Raw genomic sequence first — 15,448 nt, 5'->3', positions numbered from 1 at the left:
CCGGTCCGCCGGGAGCCGCGGACCGGCCGGAGGCCGACTCGCGGGAGCCCGTAGACCCGGCTGAGCCCGCCCGTCCGTTGGGGACCGTCGCGCCGGAGCCCACGGTTCCACCCGGGCCGCCGGGCCCGCTGATCCGCTTGGCCATATCCGCTCACCCGCACGTGTCACCCGGGATGCGGCCCCGCCGGGGAAGGCGGGAGATGGGGGCATGGCCAGAAGCGCCGTGTCGGCCCTGCTGATCCTGCTCGGCTGCCTGCTCGTACCGGTGTCCGTGCTGACGGTGTGGGTCCACGACATCGTCCTGGACACCGACCGCTACGTGGCGACGGTCGCCCCGCTGGCGAAGGACCCGGCGATCCAGGACACCGCCGTGGACCAGGTCAGTCAGGCCGTCGACATCCGGCACAACAGCCGGGAGGTCACCGCCGACATCGCCTCCTGGCTGCGCGCCCACGGCCTCCCGGAACGGGCCGCCGACACCATCGAGGGGCTGGCCCCGCAACTGGACTCGGCCCTGGACCAGGCGGTGCGGAAGGTGGCGGCCCATATCGTGCGCAGTGAGCAGTTCCCCGCCGTGTGGACCGGCGCCAACCGGGCCGCCCACACCGCCGTCGTGGGTGCCCTCACCGGTCAGGGCGGCGGGCCGGTCGGCGTCGAGGGCCACACCGTCACCCTCAACGTCGGCGCCGCCGTGGAGCGGGTCAGACAGCAGCTCGTGGACGCCGGGCTCCCCGCGGTGACCGGCATCCCCGACATCCACCAGCGGCTCGTCCTCTTCCACTCCGACCGGCTCGACACCATCCGACGGTCGGCGCGCTTCCTCGACCTGGCGGGCAACTGGCTGCCCGCGCTGACGGTGACCCTCGGCGGCACCGGAGTGCTGCTCGCCCACCGGCGCCGCCGGGCACTCGCCCGCGCGGCCCTGGGCACCGCGCTCGCCTCCCTCGCCCTGGCGCTGGCCCTGGCGGTGGGCCGTAGCTACTACCTCGACCATGTGCCGGTGAGCGTGCTGTCCAGGGAGGCCGCCTCGGTCCTGTTCGACACGGTGGTGCGCTTTCTGCGGGTCACCGTGCTCACCGTGCTGGTGCTCGGCGTCGTGGTCGCGCTCGGCGCCTATCTGGTCGGCCCGGGGCGGCTGCCGAGCACGGTACGCGGCACCGCCGAGGTCTTCGCCGACAGCGCGGCCCGCTGGGGCGCCGCCCACGGGATGCGTACCGGCCGGGCCGGTACCTGGACCGCGGACCACCGGCGGGGGCTGACGACGGCGGCCCTGCTGGTGCCGGTCGCGGTGTTCGCCCTGTGGAACCACCCCACCGTGCTGACGGTGCTCTTCCTGGTGCTGATCCTGCTGGCCGCCCTGGCGGTGATCGCCCTCCTGGCCGCCACGGGCCGCACGGGGGCGCACGGCAGAGGCCGTTAGGGGCCCCACCGGCCGTCAGGGGGGCCAGCGGGCCAGGAGGCAGCGGGCCAGGGGGCAGCGGGGCAGGGGCCAGACCGTCAGGGGGTCAGGATGAGCACGATGAAGAGCAGGCATGCGGCGACATTGACCACCCAGCTATGCGTGGTGAGCCACTCCCGCAGCCGCGGCATCGCGCGCTGCGCCCGGTCGCCGAGGAGGAGGTAGACCAGCAGCGGCAGCGCCGCGATCAGTACGGTGGCGGCGATGAACGGCAGCGCCGCCGCCAACCCCGCCCGGTGCTGCTCCAGATTCGCCCCTACGGTCAGCATCACCACGATGTCGGACGGCATGAGCAGGATGATCAGGAAGCCGGTCGTGAGCGCCTTACGGGGACCGGCTTCCATCAGCGTGCCCAGCCACTTCGGCGGCTCGACCGTCCGCCGCCGTACCACGTTCTTGACACCGACCAGTGCCAACAGCCCCACCAGCACCAGTTGGACGACCGTCGCGGCCGATCCCCGGTGGTCCGGGCTGCCCGGCGAGACCACCTGCCCCAGCAGCCCGCACAGCCACCGGGTGAGAGCGACCCCCGCCGTGGTCGCGACCGCCACCCCGAGCAGAAACGCCAGGGACACCCGCACCGGCCGCGCGGTGGTCACCAGGATGACCGCGGCCACGATCTGAGGACCGGCCATCATGGTGACGGCCAGGGGGAGAATCTGGAGATCCACGGCCGCCTGCCCTTCCAGCCCGCGTCGCCCGGTCACCCTCCCGACTCCCATTTCTACGCATGGCCCGCCGCCACGGCATCCGGCGCTGCGCCGACCGTGGCGCCGTAAGCTGGAGACGTGGGGCCCGGCGGAGCGCTCACGGCCGCGCCGGGCGTGGCCGACGGGAGGCTGACGATGACCTACCCACTGCTGAATGTTTTCCTGACCACGATGTGGGTCTTTCTCTGGATCCTCTGGCTGGCGCTGCTGTTCCGTGTCTTCGCCGACCTGTTCCGTGATGACTCGCTGAGCGGCTGGGCCAAGGCGGGCTGGACCGTCTTCACCCTCCTGCTGCCCTTCCTCGGGGTCTTCGTGTACCTGGTGGCACGGGGGCGGGGGATGGGCATGCGCGAGATGAAGCGTGCCGAAAAGGCGGAGAAGGACTTCCGGGAGTACGTGCGCACGAGCGCCACCACCGGCCGGGCGGAGGAGCTCGAGCACCTCGTGGAGCTCAAGAACCACGGCGACCTCACGCCCGAGGAGTACGAGCGGGCCAAGGCCAAGGTCCTGGCCGCTTGAACGAACCACCGGCACCGCGGTGATCAGTACCGCACCGCGGTGCCCACCTGTGCCGTGATGCGGCCGGTGAGCTTGCGATGGCTGCGGGCGGTGGCCTTGGTGGGCCGGTGCGGGGGCACCTTGGACAGATGCAGGACGACGGCGTCGACCAAGTCCCCGCCCGCGTTGCGGAAGTTGACCTCAATGGCGTAGTCGGCCGTGCGCTTGCCCCGGTTGGTCACGGTCAGCGGAGCCACGGACCGTCCCGCGCTGTCGCGGGTCACCTGGCCGGCCTTCACCTCGTGCTTGGCCTGGGAGCCGCCCTTGATCTTGTCCAGCTCGGCCTGGGCCGACGCCCGCGCGGAGGCGACCGCGGCGGAGGCCCGGGACACTTGGGACGACGGGGTGCCCCCGCCGTCCGAACAGCCGACGGCGGCCGGCGCCAGCACGGCCATGAGGCTCACCGCGCAGATCGTCCGCGTTCGGCGCCCGCTCATCGCGTCTCCCTCGTTCCGCCGGCCGGGGTCCCGGGCCCTCCGCATCCACCCTCGGGGCGGTGGGGGGCCGGGGCAACCGGAGCGGGGCCGTCCAGGCGTTCGGGGGAAACGCGTCGTTCGGGGAAGGGCTCAGCGATGCGGGAAGGCGGGCCGTTCGGGGACGGCCGGTCAGGGCGTGGACGTCGCGGGCGGGGGCAGTTCGCCCGAGCCGCGCGGGATCAGCCGCGTCGGCAGGACGACCCGCTGGGGGTCCCCGCCCGCGCCGTCGAGGCGGCGGAAGAGCAGATCGGCGGCGGTGCGGCCGAGCTGGGCCGAGTCCTGGGCTATGACGGTGATCCCGGGGGAGAGCAGATCGGCGAGCTCGAAGTCGTCGAAGCCGACGAGAGCCACCGGCGCGGCGGGCTCGGGGCGCTCGGCCAGGACCCGTACGACCGTGACGGTGACCCGGTTGTTGCCCGCGAAGAGCGCGGTGACCGGCTCGGCGGCGTTCAGCATCGCGGTGGCCGCGGCCCGGACCCGCTCCGGATCGGTGGGGCCGAGCGAGACCCAGGCGTCATGGACCGGCAGCCCGGCGTCGCTCATCGCCGCGTGATAGCCGCGCAGCCGCTCGGTGGCGGTGTGGATGCCCGGCAGGTCGCCGACGAAGCCGATCCGGCGGTGGCCGTGCGCGATCAGATGGGCGATGGCGTCGCGGGAACCGCCGAAGCTGTCGGAGAGGACGGCGTCGGCGTCGACACGGCCCGCGGGCCGGTCGACGAAGACGGTGGCGACCCCGGCCGCCATCTCGGGGGCCAGATAGCGGTGGTCATGACCGGCCGGGATGATGACGAGGCCGTCGACCCGGCGCGCGCACAGGGCGAGCACCAGCTCCTGCTCGCGCTCGGGGTCCTCCGCGCTGGAGCCGTTGATCAGCAACGCCCCATGGGCCCGGGCGATCTCCTCGACGGCGCGGCTCAGCGGACCGTAGAAGGGGTCGGCCAGATCCTCCAGGACCAGTCCAATGCTCGCCGTACGGCCCTTGCGCAGAATGCGGGCGCTGTCGTTGCGGCGGAAGCCGAGTGCGGTGATGGCCTCCTGGACGCGGCGCTCGGTGTCGGGGGTGACGCCCGGTTCGCCGTTGACCACTCTGGAGACGGTTTTGAGGCCGACCCCGGCCCGTGCGGCGACATCCTTCATAGTGGGCCGGGTGCCGTAACGGCGTGTTGCGGTGCTCGGGGCGGTGTCGGTCACAGTGCGCTCGTCCCGTCGCTGGTCGTCGTGGGGGAGGGAGTGACGAGCATAGCCCCTGGACAACGTTGTCAGCGCCGGGAAGACTGTTGTCGCACAGCGAACACGTCCATGCCCACCAGCATGCCCACCAGGAGAGTCGACACCTATGCCACGTGACCTCATCGCCGCACTGGACATCGGCGGGACCAAGATCGCGGGCGCTCTGGTGGACGGGAGCGGAAAGCTGGTCGTACGGGCCCGCCGCGCCACCCGTGCCCAGGAGGCCGGCGCGACGGTGATGCGGCAGGTCACCGCCGTGCTCAAGGAGCTCGCGGCCACCGCGCACTGGTCGCGGGTGGCCGCCGTCGGCATCGGCAGCGCGGGCCCGGTGGACGCCTCCGTGGGCACCGTCAGCCCCGTCAACATCCCCGGCTGGCGCGATTTCCCGCTGGTCGCCGGGGTCCGGGAGACCACCGGCGCACTGCCGCTGTCACTGGTCGGCGACGGGCCCGCGATGACGGCCGCCGAGCACTGGCAGGGCGCGGCGCGCGGCCGTAAGAGCGCGCTGTGCATGGTGGTCTCCACCGGCGTGGGCGGCGGACTGGTCCTGGGCGGCCGGCTGCACCCGGGCCCGACCGGCAACGCCGGGCACATCGGCCACATCAGTGTGGAGCTGAACGGCGACCTGTGCCCCTGTGGCGGACGCGGCTGCGTGGAGCGGATCGCCAGCGGCCCCAACATCGCCCGCCGCGCCCTGGACGGGGGCTGGCGCCCGGGCCCGGACGGCGACACCAGCGCGCAGGCCGTCGCCGCCTCGGCACGGGACGGCGACCCGGTCGCGCGGGCCTCCTTCGAACGGGCCGCCCAGGCCCTGGCCGCCGGAATCGCCGCGACCGCCGCGCTCGTCGAGATCGAGGTGGCGGTCATCGGCGGCGGAGTGGCGGGCGCCGGGGACGTGCTCTTCACGCCCCTGCGGCGCGCCCTGCGCGACTACGCGACCCTGTCGTTCGTCCAGGGGCTGGAGGTCGTTCCGGCACAGATGGGCACCGACGCGGGGCTGGTGGGCGCTGCCGCCGCGGCGGCGCAGGAGGCGCGGCTGGAGGGGTTCGGCCCGGTGGCGGGCACGCATCCGACCGGTGATTGAGCCCCGCTGTCACCGTCTCCCCCTAAGCTGTTCGCCCGCAGCCCGCAGCCCGCAGCCCGCAGCCCTGAAGCCCGGCAGCGGCCAGGCGGGGCCGAGGAGAGCGCGAGGGGGAGCGGAGCGGTGGCACCGGTGGACATGGGCGGCGATCTGTCCGGCAGGCTCCGGGCGGGCGGCACGGGGTGACGGGCCGGCTCGGCCGGGGCGGCATGGGCGTGGTCCGCCACGTCAAGGGCGGCAATAACGACGAGCCCCTTCCCGGGCTGCCCGAGTGCTGAGCCCGGGCGGCCGCGGGAAGGGGCGGATCTCCGTGTGCTGGAGAGGTTTCAGCGTGGGGTGGAAAGGTCTCAGCAGGTGAAGGAGGCGTCGGCCCAGTCGCCGTGGTCGCTGGTGATCCCGTCCCCGCCGTCGGTGACGACGAGCCGGACCGTGTTCGCCTGGCCGATGGCGGCGTCAAGGGCGGCGGCCGGATCGGCGTTGGTCAGTGTCCTGGACGACGCCACCTTGGTGTCGTCCGCCCAGACCTCGAAGGCGACCGATCCCTCGGTGCCCTTCTCGTCGTCCACGCCGACCTGCGCGGTGAAGCGCGAGCACCGGCCCCCGGTGTAGTACGTGACCTCGCTGGGCGCGTGCACGCCCAGGCCCTTGTCGTACGTGGTGCCCCCGATGGTGAGCGGATGGCCGTCACCCGCCCCGCTCTCGCCGACGCTGGTGTTCTTCTCCACCGGACCCCAGCCGTTGAGCGCGCTCAGCCAGGGCAGATCGCTCGCGTACGAGCTGCCGGAGGGCGGTGCGACCACCACATGGACCGCCGAGACCAGCCGCGCGTCGGCCTTGGCGCCCTTCGGTGAGCGGTAGTCGGCGGCGACCGTCAGATCGTACGCACCGGGGGCCGCCCCGGTGGGCGCGGTGACCTGCCAGCGCGTGGCCAGCTTCGAGCCGGTGGGCAGCGAGGCGGCCCGGGTCGGGGAGGTGGCCTTGATCCGCCAGCCGTCGGGGCCGGTGAGGCGGACCGAGACCTGATGGGCCGGGGTGCGGCCGAGGTCGGTGAGGGTGGTGACGACCTGGGCGGTGTCCCCGGCCTCGGTCAGCGCGGTGCCGCCGATGCCGAGTTCGGCGAGGGGCGGGTAGGAGGCCCAGCGCGTGTCGGCCGAGGCCCGGTAGAGCACGGTGCCATGGGCCGGGACGGTGGCCGAAATGGCTCCGGCGGTGTTGTAGTCCTTGTGCGACCACAGGTCGCGCAGCCGGTACGCGGTCGACTTCGGCAGCCCGACCCCGGTCGCCGTGGTGGCGATGTGCTGCGGCCGGTCGGTCTCGTTGAACAGCGCGACGGCGCGGCTGCCGTCCGCCATCTCCTTGGCGATGACCCAGCGCCCGCCCGCGGAGGAGACCACGGTGCCCTGCTTACCGAGCGGGTCCTGGTCGACGCCGATGACCTCGCGATTGCCGAGGATCTCATAGGTCTCGTCGGTGGCCTTGCGCAGATCGGTGCCGATCAGCAGCGGTGCGGCCATGATCGACCACAGCGAGAAGTGGCTGCGGTACTCGGTGTCCGTCATGCCGCCGTTGCCGACCTCCAGCATGTCGGGGTCGTTCCAGTGGCCGGGTCCGGCGTACTGCGAGAGCGGCAGATTCTGCTTGGCGATCGACAGCATGCTGCCCCAGCTATCGCTGATGTCGCCCGTGGTCCGCCACAGTTGGCCGACTTCACCGGCCCACTCCCATGGCTTGTTCTCGCCCCATTCGCAGATGCTGTAGACGATGGGGTGGCCGGCGGACTCGGACGCGGCCTTCAGCGCGTCGCGCATGGCGCGGTAGCGCTGCTTGGCGTCGACACCCTGGTTATTGCAGTTGTCGTACTTGAGGTAGTCGATGCCCCAGTCGGCGAACTGCTGGGCGTCGGACTTCTCATGGCCGAGCGCCCCGGGGAAGCCCGCGGTGTTGCAGGTCTTGGTGCCCGCGCTGGTGTAGATGCCGATCTTCAGTCCCTTGGAGTGGACATAGTCGGCGACGGCCTTGATGCCGTTCGGAAAGCGGACCGGGTCGGGGACCAGCTTGCCGTCCGCGTCGCGCTTCGGCAGCGCCCAGCAGTCGTCGAGGTTGACGTACTGGTATCCGGCGTCCTTCAGCCCCTTCGCCACGAAGATATCGGCGATGCCCTTGACCATCGCCTCGTTGAACTCGGCGCGGCAATGGGTGGAGTTCCAGTTGTTGAAGCCCATCGGAGGGGTGAGGGCGAGCCCGTCACCGGGCGCGGCGCCCGGTGCGGAGGCCGGTGTGGTGACCTCGGCGGGGTGCGACGGCTGGGCGACGGCCGGGAGGGCCAGGCCGGCCGTCGCCAGCAGGCCGGCGCTCAATGCTCCGATGACTCTTCGCTTCGAGGGGCGAAAACAGCGGTGGCGCACGATGCGGGTCCTCCGTTCTCGACGGGGGTGACGCAGTGTCATGGCTGCATCACATGCGAGCGTTTACGGTAGACCCTGTTGGAGTCTGTTGGAAGAGATGCGATAACGGTTGTTCGATAACTCGTCAAAACCCTTGACGGTTCGCCTGGGTGCCGGGTGAGATCCCCTCACCTGCGTTCGGTTGTGTTTGATTGGACCTCTGTGGAGGGGCACATGGCACCGTCATTGTCAGGACATCGGATCTCCCGCCGTGCGCTACTACGAGGTACCGCGGCCGGAGCCGGCGCGGTCGCCCTCCCGACGCTGCTGACCGCCTGCGGTGGTCCGGGCAACGAAGTGAAGATCGGCTCCAACGCCTCCGACGCCGTGCCCCGGAAGGCGTTCGCCGAGGTGTTCAACGCGTATGAGAAGAAGTCGGACAAGAAGGTCAAGGTCAACACCGTCAACCACGAAGCCTTTCAGGAAGGCATCAACCGCTATCTGAAGGGCACCCCCGACGACGTCTTCATGTGGTTCGCCGGGTACCGCATGCAGTTCTTCGCCGAACAGGGGCAGCTTGCCGAGATCAGCGATCTGTGGAAGGGCTTCGACGGCTTCTCCGACGCGCTCAAGGCGCAGTCCACCGGCAAGGACGGCAAGCAGTACCTCGTGCCGTACTACTACTACCCCTGGGCGGTCTTCTACCGGAAGAGCGTCTTCGCCCAGCGCGGCTATGAGATCCCGAAAACCTTCGACGAGTTCCGGGCCCTCGCCAAGCGCATGGACAAGGACGGCCTCGACGCCATCGCCTTCGGCGACAAGGACGGCTGGCCCGCCATGGGGACCTTCGACTATCTCAATATGCGGGCCAACGGCTACGACTTCCATATCTCCCTGATGGGCGGCAAGGAGTCCTGGACCGATCCCCGGGTCAAAAAGGTCTTCGACCTGTGGCGCGGGCTGATGCCGTACCACCAGAAGGGCGGCAACGGGCGGACCTGGCAGGAGGCCGCCCAGAGCCTGGCGCAGAAGAAGTCCGGTATGGCGGTCTTCGGACTGCCCCACCCCGGCCAGCAGTTCTCCGCCGCCGACCGCGACGATCTGGACTTCTTCGCCTTCCCCGAGATCGACTCCGCCTATGGCCAGGACGCGGTCGAGGCGCCGATCGACGGCTTTCTGCTGGCGAAGAAGTCCAAGCGGCAGAAGGAGGGCAAGGAGCTGCTGAAGTACCTCGCCACACCCGCCGCCGAGGAGATCTACCTGAAGCGGGACCCGAACAACATCGCGGTCAACGACGGCGCGTCCACCTCCTCGTACAACGCGCTCCAGAAGAAGGCCGCCGAACTCGTCTCGAATGCCAAGCAGATATCCCAGTTCATGGACCGCGACACCCGGCCGGACTTCGCGTCCCAGGTGATGATCCGGGCCATTCAGCAGTTCATCAACAAGCCGGACGACATCGACTCCCTGACCAAGGACATCGAGTCCCAGAAGAAGACCATCTTCGCCGGCAACTAGGAGACTCGCGCCGTGCCGCTCATCAACGCGCGGCGTGCCAAACGGCGGGGTCCCCGGAGGTTCACCTCCCGTGACCTCGCCGTCATCGGCGTGCTGCTGGGCATACCCATCCTGCTCGACCTCGCCCTGATCTGGGGCCCGACCCTCGCCTCCATCGGCCTGTCCTTCACCAACTGGGACGGGATCGGCGATATCCACTGGGTCGGCATCGACAACTACAAGACCCTCTTCACCGACTATCCGCCGTTCTGGCCCGCCGTCCGCAACAATCTGCTCTGGGTGGCCTTCCTCGGCCTTGTCGCGACCCCCTTCGGACTGCTGCTGGCCGTACTGCTGGACAAGGGCGTCCGGTTCAGCCGGTTCTACCAGTCCACCCTCTATATGCCGGTGGTGCTCTCCCTCGCCATCGTCGGCTTCATCGCGCAGTTGATCTTCTCCCGTGACCAGGGCGCGCTGAACGCGATTCTGGCCGACAAGGACAACCCGGTGGACTGGCTGGGAGACCCGGAACTCAATATCTGGATGGTGCTGCTGGCGGCCGCCTGGCGGCACACCGGGTATGTGATGATCCTCTATCTGGCCGGGCTGAAATCCGTCGATCCCTCGCTCAAGGAAGCGGCCGCGATCGACGGTGCCAGTGAGACCCAGACCTTCTTCCGGGTCGTGCTGCCCACGCTGCGGCCGGTCAATGTCATCGTCGGTGTCATCACCGTGATCGAGGCATTGCGCGCGTTCGACATCGTCTACGCCATCAACCATGGCCGTAACGGGCTCGAACTGCTCTCGGTGCTGGTCACCGACAACATCATCGGCGAGGCCAGCCGGATCGGCTTCGGCTCCGCGATCGCCGTCGTCCTGCTGGCCGTGTCCATGGGATTCATCGTGACCTATCTGGTGCAGGAACTGCGAGGGGGGAAGAAGGGATGACCATCACCCGGACCGCCCCCGTACGGACCGTGACGCCGGTGACCGGCACCGGAAAGCGCCGGGTGACCCGTGGCAGGCTCGGGCTGCACGCGTTCTTGATGACCGTGTCGCTCGCCTTTCTCGCCCCGCTGCTGCTCGCCGTCTACGCCTCGCTGCGGCCCTACGAGGAGACCGCCAAATACGGCTATTTCTCGCTGCCGCGCCATCTGTCGTTCGACTACTACGCGCAGGCGTTCAACGACTCCGGAATGGGCAAGTACTTCATCAACTCGCTCATCATCGCGGTGCCCGGAGTGCTGTTGACGCTGTTTCTCGCCTCGTTCGTCGCCTTCTGCGTGACCCGGCTGAGAATGCGCGGCGGGCTCGTGCTGCTGATGGTGTTCACGGCGGGCAATCTGCTGCCGCAGCAGGTCATCGTCACCCCGCTCTATGTGCTCTTCACCAAGATCGATCTGCCCTATTGGATGTCGGACTCGATGACGATGTACGACTCCTACTGGGCCGTGCTCTCCGTCCAGATCGCCTTCCAGGTGGGCTTCTGCGTCTTTGTCCTCGCCAACTTCATGCGCACCCTTCCCGAGGAGATCACGGAGGCGGCACGGGTGGATGGCGCGGGGGTGTGGACTCAGTACTGGAACATCACGCTTCCGCTGTGCCGGCCGGCGCTCGCCGCACTCGCCACATTGCAATTCACCTGGATGTACAACGACTTCCTATGGGCGCTCGTCTTCATCTCCGACGGTGACAAGCTGCCCATCACCTCCGCGCTCAACAATCTGCGCGGCCAGTTCTTCACCGACTACAACCTGCTGGCGGCGGGCTCGGTGATCGTGGCGCTGCCCACGGTGCTGGTCTTCCTGCTGTTGCAGCGCCACTTCATCGCCGGACTCACCCTCGGCGCCAGCAAGGGCTGATACGACGTGGGGTCACCGTGGTCCATGTGGCCGCGGTGACCCCTGTGGCACAAGGGCCCCACGACCCCCGACCGCGCCCCACCGCACCGCCCCGCGTCATGCGCCCAAACGGTCCGGAGCGGCGCGATCCGTCACTCGGTCGTCTTCGGGCGTTTCCGTGGCAGGGTGATGCGGGCAACTGTCAGGAGGCGATGGATTAGGGGGAAATGTGATCGTCTGGCTGAACGGTGCGTTCGGTGCGGGTAAAACCGCCACGGCCCGTGAATTGGTGGACTTCATGCCCGGCAGCACGTTCTACGACCCGGAGCTGGTCGGTAACGGTCTGCGGATGATGCTGCCGCGTAAACGTCTTGAACAGGTGTCCGACTACCAGGATCTGCCCTCCTGGCGCCGGCTGGTCGTGGACACCGGAGCGGCGCTGATCGCGGAGGTCGGCGGTCCGCTCGTGGTGGCGATGACGGTCCTCAGACAGGAGTACCGGGATGAGATCTTCGGTGGTTTCGCGGCCCGTCGCATCCCCGTGCGGCATGTTCTGCTCCACACCGATGAAACGATCCTTCGCGAGCGGATAGCCGGGCGCGGGGAGATACCCGGGGACCCGGACGCGAACGAGTCCGTACGCCAGTGGTGCCTGGCCCAGCTCGCTCCCTACCGGGCCGCCCTGCCCTGGCTGACCGCCGATGCCCATGTCGTGGACACCACCGGCATCACCCCGCGCCAGACCGCCCAGCTCATCGCCGACGCCGTCCGCGAGGGCGCCGGGAGCTGCGACATCGTGCAGACCCCGGAGCCGACGGCGGAGACGCTGGCCGCCGGGGTGCTGCTCTTCGACGAGGAGGACCGGGTGCTGCTCGTCGACCCCACCTACAAACCCGGCTGGGAGTTCCCCGGCGGCGTCGTCGAACCGGGCGAACCCCCGATGTGCGCCGGGGTGCGCGAGGTCACCGAGGAGCTGGGCGTACGGCTGGACGAGCCCCTGCGGCTGCTGGTCGCCGACTGGGAACGCCCCCAGCCGCCCGGCTACGGGGGCCTGCGGCTGCTCTTCGACGGCGGCAAGCTCTCCAGCGCCGCCGCCCGGGACGTGCTGCTGCCCGGCTCCGAACTGCGCGGCTGGCGCTTCGTCACCGAGAGCGAGGCCGCCGCGCTGCTGCCACCGGTGCGGCTGAGCCGGCTGCGCTGGGCGCTGCGCGCCCGCGAGCAGGGCCGCCCGCTCTACCTCGAAGCGGGCGTCCCGACCGGCTGACCCACCGGCCCGCTCGTACCTCGTCCGCCCCGCCCATGCCCCACCGGCCTGCCACCTCCCCTGGCGGGACGGGGCCCTCGCCCCACGGTCCGGAACCGGCCGCGGGGCGACGGCAGGGAGGGGCAGCTCAGCCCTTGCCCGCCGCGTACATCCCCAGGAACAGCGCCTCGGTCAGCGAGAGCTTCTCCAACTCCTGCGGCGAGACGCTCTCGTTGACCGCGTGGATCTGCGCCTCCGGCTCGCTCAGCCCGATCAGCAGGATCTCCGCCTCCGGGTAGAGCGAGGCCAGCGTGTTGCACAGCGGGATCGAGCCGCCCTGCCCGGCGATGGCCATCTCCTGGCCGTCGTACGCCAGGCGCATCGCCTCCCGCATCGCCGCGTACGCCGGGCTCGTGGTGTCCGCGCGGAACGGCTGGCCCTGGCCGACCTGCTCCACCGAGAGCCGCGCACCCCACGGCACCGAGGATCGGAGGTGCTCGGCGAGCAGCCGGTTGGCCTCGGCCGCGTCCATGCCCGGCGGCACCCGCAGGCTGACCAGCGCCCGCGCGCTCGCCTGGACGGACGGGGTGGCGCCGACCACCGGCGGGCAGTCGATGCCGAGCACGGTGACCGCGGGGCGCGCCCAGATGCGGTCGGCGACCGTACCGGAGCCGACCAGCCCGACCCCGTCGAGCACCTTGGCGTCCTTGCGGAACGCCTCCTGCGGATACTCCAGCCCGTCCCACTCCGCGTCCGCCTCGAGGCCCTTGACGGTGGTCGAGCCGTCCTCGGCGCGCAGCGAGTCCAGGACGCGGATCAGCGCCGCGAGCGCGTCCGGGGCCGCCCCGCCGAACTGGCCCGAGTGCAGATTGCCCTCCAGGGTCTCCACCGAGACCCGCAGCAGCGTCATACCGCGCAGCGTGGCCGTGACCGTCGGCAGCCCGACCCGGAAGTTGCCCGCGTCGCCGATCACGATCGTATCGGCGGTCAGCAGCTCCGGATGGGCCTCGGCATAGCGCTCCAGGCCACCCGTGCCCTGCTCCTCCGAACCCTCCACGATCATCTTGACGTTGACCGGGACCCCGCCCTGCTCCTTGAGCGCCCGCAGGGCGGTGAGATGCATGATCACGCCACCCTTGCAGTCCGCGGCGCCCCGCCCGTACCAGCGGCCGTCGCGCTCGGTCAGCTCGAAGGGCGGGGTGTGCCAGGCGTCCTCGTCCAGCGGGGGCTGCACATCGTAGTGCGCGTAGAGCAGCACGGTCGGGGCACCGGCCGGACCGGGCAGAAAGCCGTAGACGGACTGGGTGCCGTCGGGGGTGTCCAGCAGCGCCACATCCTCGAACCCCTCGGCGCGCAGGGCGTCGGCGACCCACCGGGCGGCCGCCTCGCACTCGTCGCGCGGGAACTGCGCCGGGTCCGCGACCGACTTGAAGGCCACCAGCTCGGCCAGCTCGGCCCTGGCGCGCGGCTGAAGGGCGGCTACGGTGGCGGCGAGAGGCGCCTTCTCCATGGGGGTCACTCCTTGGGATGCGACGGGCGAGCGGCGGGATGCGCCGCGATGGGCACGTATGTACGGCTTGATACCGCGTGGCCGATCATCCCACAGCGGGGTCATCCGTCGGGGAGCCGTAGGATGCCGGGAAGGCGCATCAGGTCGGTCGATTGGGAGCGGATCCACACGTGAGCAGCGACAACGCAGCCCCGGACAATGAGACGGTATGGGACGTCGTCGTGGTGGGCGCGGGCCCCGCGGGTGCCTCCGCGGCCCATGCCGCCGCCTGCGCCGGACGCCGGGTGCTGTTGTTGGAGAAGGCCGAACTACCGCGCTACAAGACGTGCGGCGGCGGCATCATCGGTCCCTCGCGCGACGCGCTCCCGCCGGGCTTCGAACTGCCGCTGCGGGAGCGGGTGCACGCGGTGACCTTCTCGCTCAACGGCAAGCTGGCCCGCACCCGCCGCTCCAAGCACGCGCTCTTCGGGCTGATCAACCGGCCGGAGTTCGACGCGGCCCTGGTCGAGGCCGCCAAGGACGCGGGAGCCGAGGTCCGTACGGGCGTCGCGGTCACCCGCGTCGAACAGCACGGCCCGGCCGTGCCCGACCGGCGCACGGTCGCCGTGGTGCTCGCCGACGGTGCGACGGTGCTGGCACGGGCCGTGGTCGGTGCGGACGGCAGCGCGAGCCGCATAGGCGCGCATGTCGGCGTGAAGCTGGACCAGGTGGACCTCGGCCTGGAGGCGGAGATCCCCGTTCCGGAGACCGTCGCCGAGGACTGGGCGGGCCGGGTGCTCATCGACTGGGGCCCGATGCCGGGGAGTTACGGCTGGGTCTTCCCCAAGGGCGACACCCTGACCGTCGGCGTCATCTCGGCCCGCGGCGAGGGCGCCGGGACCAAGCGCTATCTGGAGGACTTCATCGCCCGGCTCGGCCTCGCCGGATTCGAGCCGAGCATCTCCTCCGGCCATCTGACCCGCTGCCGTGCCGACGACTCGCCGCTGTCGCGCGGCCGGGTCCTGGTGTGCGGGGACGCGGCCGGGCTGCTGGAGCCGTGGACGCGCGAGGGCATCTCCTACGCGCTGCGCTCGGGCCGGCTCGCGGGGGAGTGGGCGGTGCGCGTCGCCGAGGCACATGACGCGGTGGACGCCCGCCGGCAGGCCCTGAACTACGCCTTCGCGATCAAGGCGGGGCTCGGTGTGGAGATGGGTGTCGGCCGCCGTCTGTACACGATCTTCGCCCGCCGCCCCGGGATGTTCCACGCGGCGCTCACCGGCTTCCGCCCGGCGTGGCGCACCTTCACGAAGATCACCCGCGGCACCACCACCCTGGGCGACCTGATCCGCACCCACCCGGCCGCCCGCCGGGCCCTGGCGGCGATGGACCGGAGCTAGCTGTGCTAGCCGCTTTCGCTCGGGCGCCGCGCGGCCGTGACGCGCCGGGCGGCGGTGGCGTCGCGCGGCGGTGATGCGCCGGG

The 15,448-nt window shown here is 70.7% G+C and carries 13 protein-coding genes; 8 read left to right on the top strand and 5 right to left on the bottom strand.

Features of this window, described 5'->3' with window-relative positions; genetic code table 11:
* Positions 1–208: 208 nt before the first annotated feature.
* Positions 209–1,420 (top strand): hypothetical protein, encoded by a 1,212-nt coding sequence (locus tag KN815_RS36230; RefSeq protein WP_216346089.1) that lies wholly within the window; start codon positions 209–211, stop codon positions 1,418–1,420.
* 77 nt (positions 1,421–1,497) lie between these two features.
* Here the strand turns inward: KN815_RS36230 and KN815_RS36225 are convergent, their stop codons facing one another.
* Positions 1,498–2,166, bottom strand: coding sequence for a GAP family protein (locus tag KN815_RS36225; RefSeq protein ID WP_253209454.1), 669 nt, complete (start codon positions 2,164–2,166; stop codon positions 1,498–1,500).
* A gap of 138 nt (positions 2,167–2,304) precedes the next feature.
* Between KN815_RS36225 and KN815_RS36220 the strand changes: the two genes are divergently transcribed.
* Complete coding sequence (locus KN815_RS36220) at positions 2,305–2,688, top strand: SHOCT domain-containing protein (RefSeq protein WP_216346088.1); 384 nt, start codon at positions 2,305–2,307, stop codon at positions 2,686–2,688.
* 23 nt (positions 2,689–2,711) lie between these two features.
* Here KN815_RS36220 and KN815_RS36215 read toward each other — a convergent pair whose 3' ends face one another.
* Both KN815_RS36215 and KN815_RS36210 read right to left on the bottom strand, forming a co-directional pair.
* Positions 2,712–3,164 carry a hypothetical protein gene (locus tag KN815_RS36215; protein ID WP_216346087.1) on the bottom strand — a complete coding sequence of 151 codons (453 nt, stop codon included), beginning with the start codon at positions 3,162–3,164 and terminating at the stop codon, positions 2,712–2,714.
* Positions 3,165–3,332: 168 nt separating this feature from the next.
* Positions 3,333–4,394 carry a LacI family DNA-binding transcriptional regulator gene (locus KN815_RS36210; protein ID WP_216346086.1) on the bottom strand — a complete coding sequence of 354 codons (1,062 nt, stop codon included), beginning with the start codon at positions 4,392–4,394 and terminating at the stop codon, positions 3,333–3,335.
* Between the two features lie 145 nt (positions 4,395–4,539).
* On the opposite strand from KN815_RS36210, the gene KN815_RS36205 reads away from it, so the two are divergent.
* Positions 4,540–5,517 (top strand): ROK family protein, encoded by a 978-nt coding sequence (locus tag KN815_RS36205; protein ID WP_216346085.1) that lies wholly within the window; start codon positions 4,540–4,542, stop codon positions 5,515–5,517.
* Between the two features lie 344 nt (positions 5,518–5,861).
* On the opposite strand, the gene KN815_RS36200 is transcribed toward KN815_RS36205, so the two are convergent.
* A complete protein-coding gene (locus KN815_RS36200) occupies positions 5,862–7,919 on the bottom strand; it encodes an NPCBM/NEW2 domain-containing protein (protein WP_216346084.1) in 2,058 nt (685 codons plus the stop codon).
* 213 nt (positions 7,920–8,132) lie between these two features.
* Between KN815_RS36200 and KN815_RS36195 the strand changes: the two genes are divergently transcribed.
* The 4 genes from KN815_RS36195 to KN815_RS36180 all read left to right on the top strand — a co-directional run bounded on the left by KN815_RS36195 (position 8,133) and on the right by KN815_RS36180 (position 12,500).
* Positions 8,133–9,416, top strand: coding sequence for an ABC transporter substrate-binding protein (locus KN815_RS36195; RefSeq protein ID WP_216346083.1), 1,284 nt, complete (start codon positions 8,133–8,135; stop codon positions 9,414–9,416).
* Between the two features lie 12 nt (positions 9,417–9,428).
* Positions 9,429–10,343 (top strand): carbohydrate ABC transporter permease, encoded by a 915-nt coding sequence (locus KN815_RS36190; RefSeq protein WP_216346082.1) that lies wholly within the window; start codon positions 9,429–9,431, stop codon positions 10,341–10,343.
* Entirely contained in the window at positions 10,340–11,257 is a 918-nt protein-coding gene (locus tag KN815_RS36185) for a carbohydrate ABC transporter permease (RefSeq protein ID WP_216346081.1), read from the top strand. Before KN815_RS36190 ends, KN815_RS36185 begins: the two co-directional genes overlap by 4 nt.
* Positions 11,258–11,465: 208 nt before the next feature.
* Complete coding sequence (locus KN815_RS36180; RefSeq protein ID WP_216346080.1) at positions 11,466–12,500, top strand: NUDIX hydrolase; 1,035 nt, start codon at positions 11,466–11,468, stop codon at positions 12,498–12,500.
* Between the two features lie 127 nt (positions 12,501–12,627).
* On the opposite strand, the gene KN815_RS36175 is transcribed toward KN815_RS36180, so the two are convergent.
* The gene (locus tag KN815_RS36175; protein ID WP_216346079.1) at positions 12,628–13,989 is read right to left on the bottom strand and encodes a dipeptidase; all 1,362 of its coding nucleotides are present in this window, start codon (positions 13,987–13,989) and stop codon (positions 12,628–12,630) included.
* A 170-nt stretch (positions 13,990–14,159) separates the two neighbouring features.
* On the opposite strand from KN815_RS36175, the gene KN815_RS36170 reads away from it, so the two are divergent.
* The gene (locus KN815_RS36170) at positions 14,160–15,365 is read left to right on the top strand and encodes a geranylgeranyl reductase family protein (protein WP_216346078.1); all 1,206 of its coding nucleotides are present in this window, start codon (positions 14,160–14,162) and stop codon (positions 15,363–15,365) included.
* The last annotated feature ends 83 nt before the right edge of the window (positions 15,366–15,448 follow it).

The organism is Streptomyces niphimycinicus (genome assembly GCF_018883605.1).
In the GTDB taxonomy this organism is placed as follows: domain Bacteria; phylum Actinomycetota; class Actinomycetes; order Streptomycetales; family Streptomycetaceae; genus Streptomyces; species Streptomyces niphimycinicus.
The sequence above is the reverse complement of the archived record's forward strand: the minus strand, read 5'-3'. Positions and strand labels throughout refer to the sequence as shown.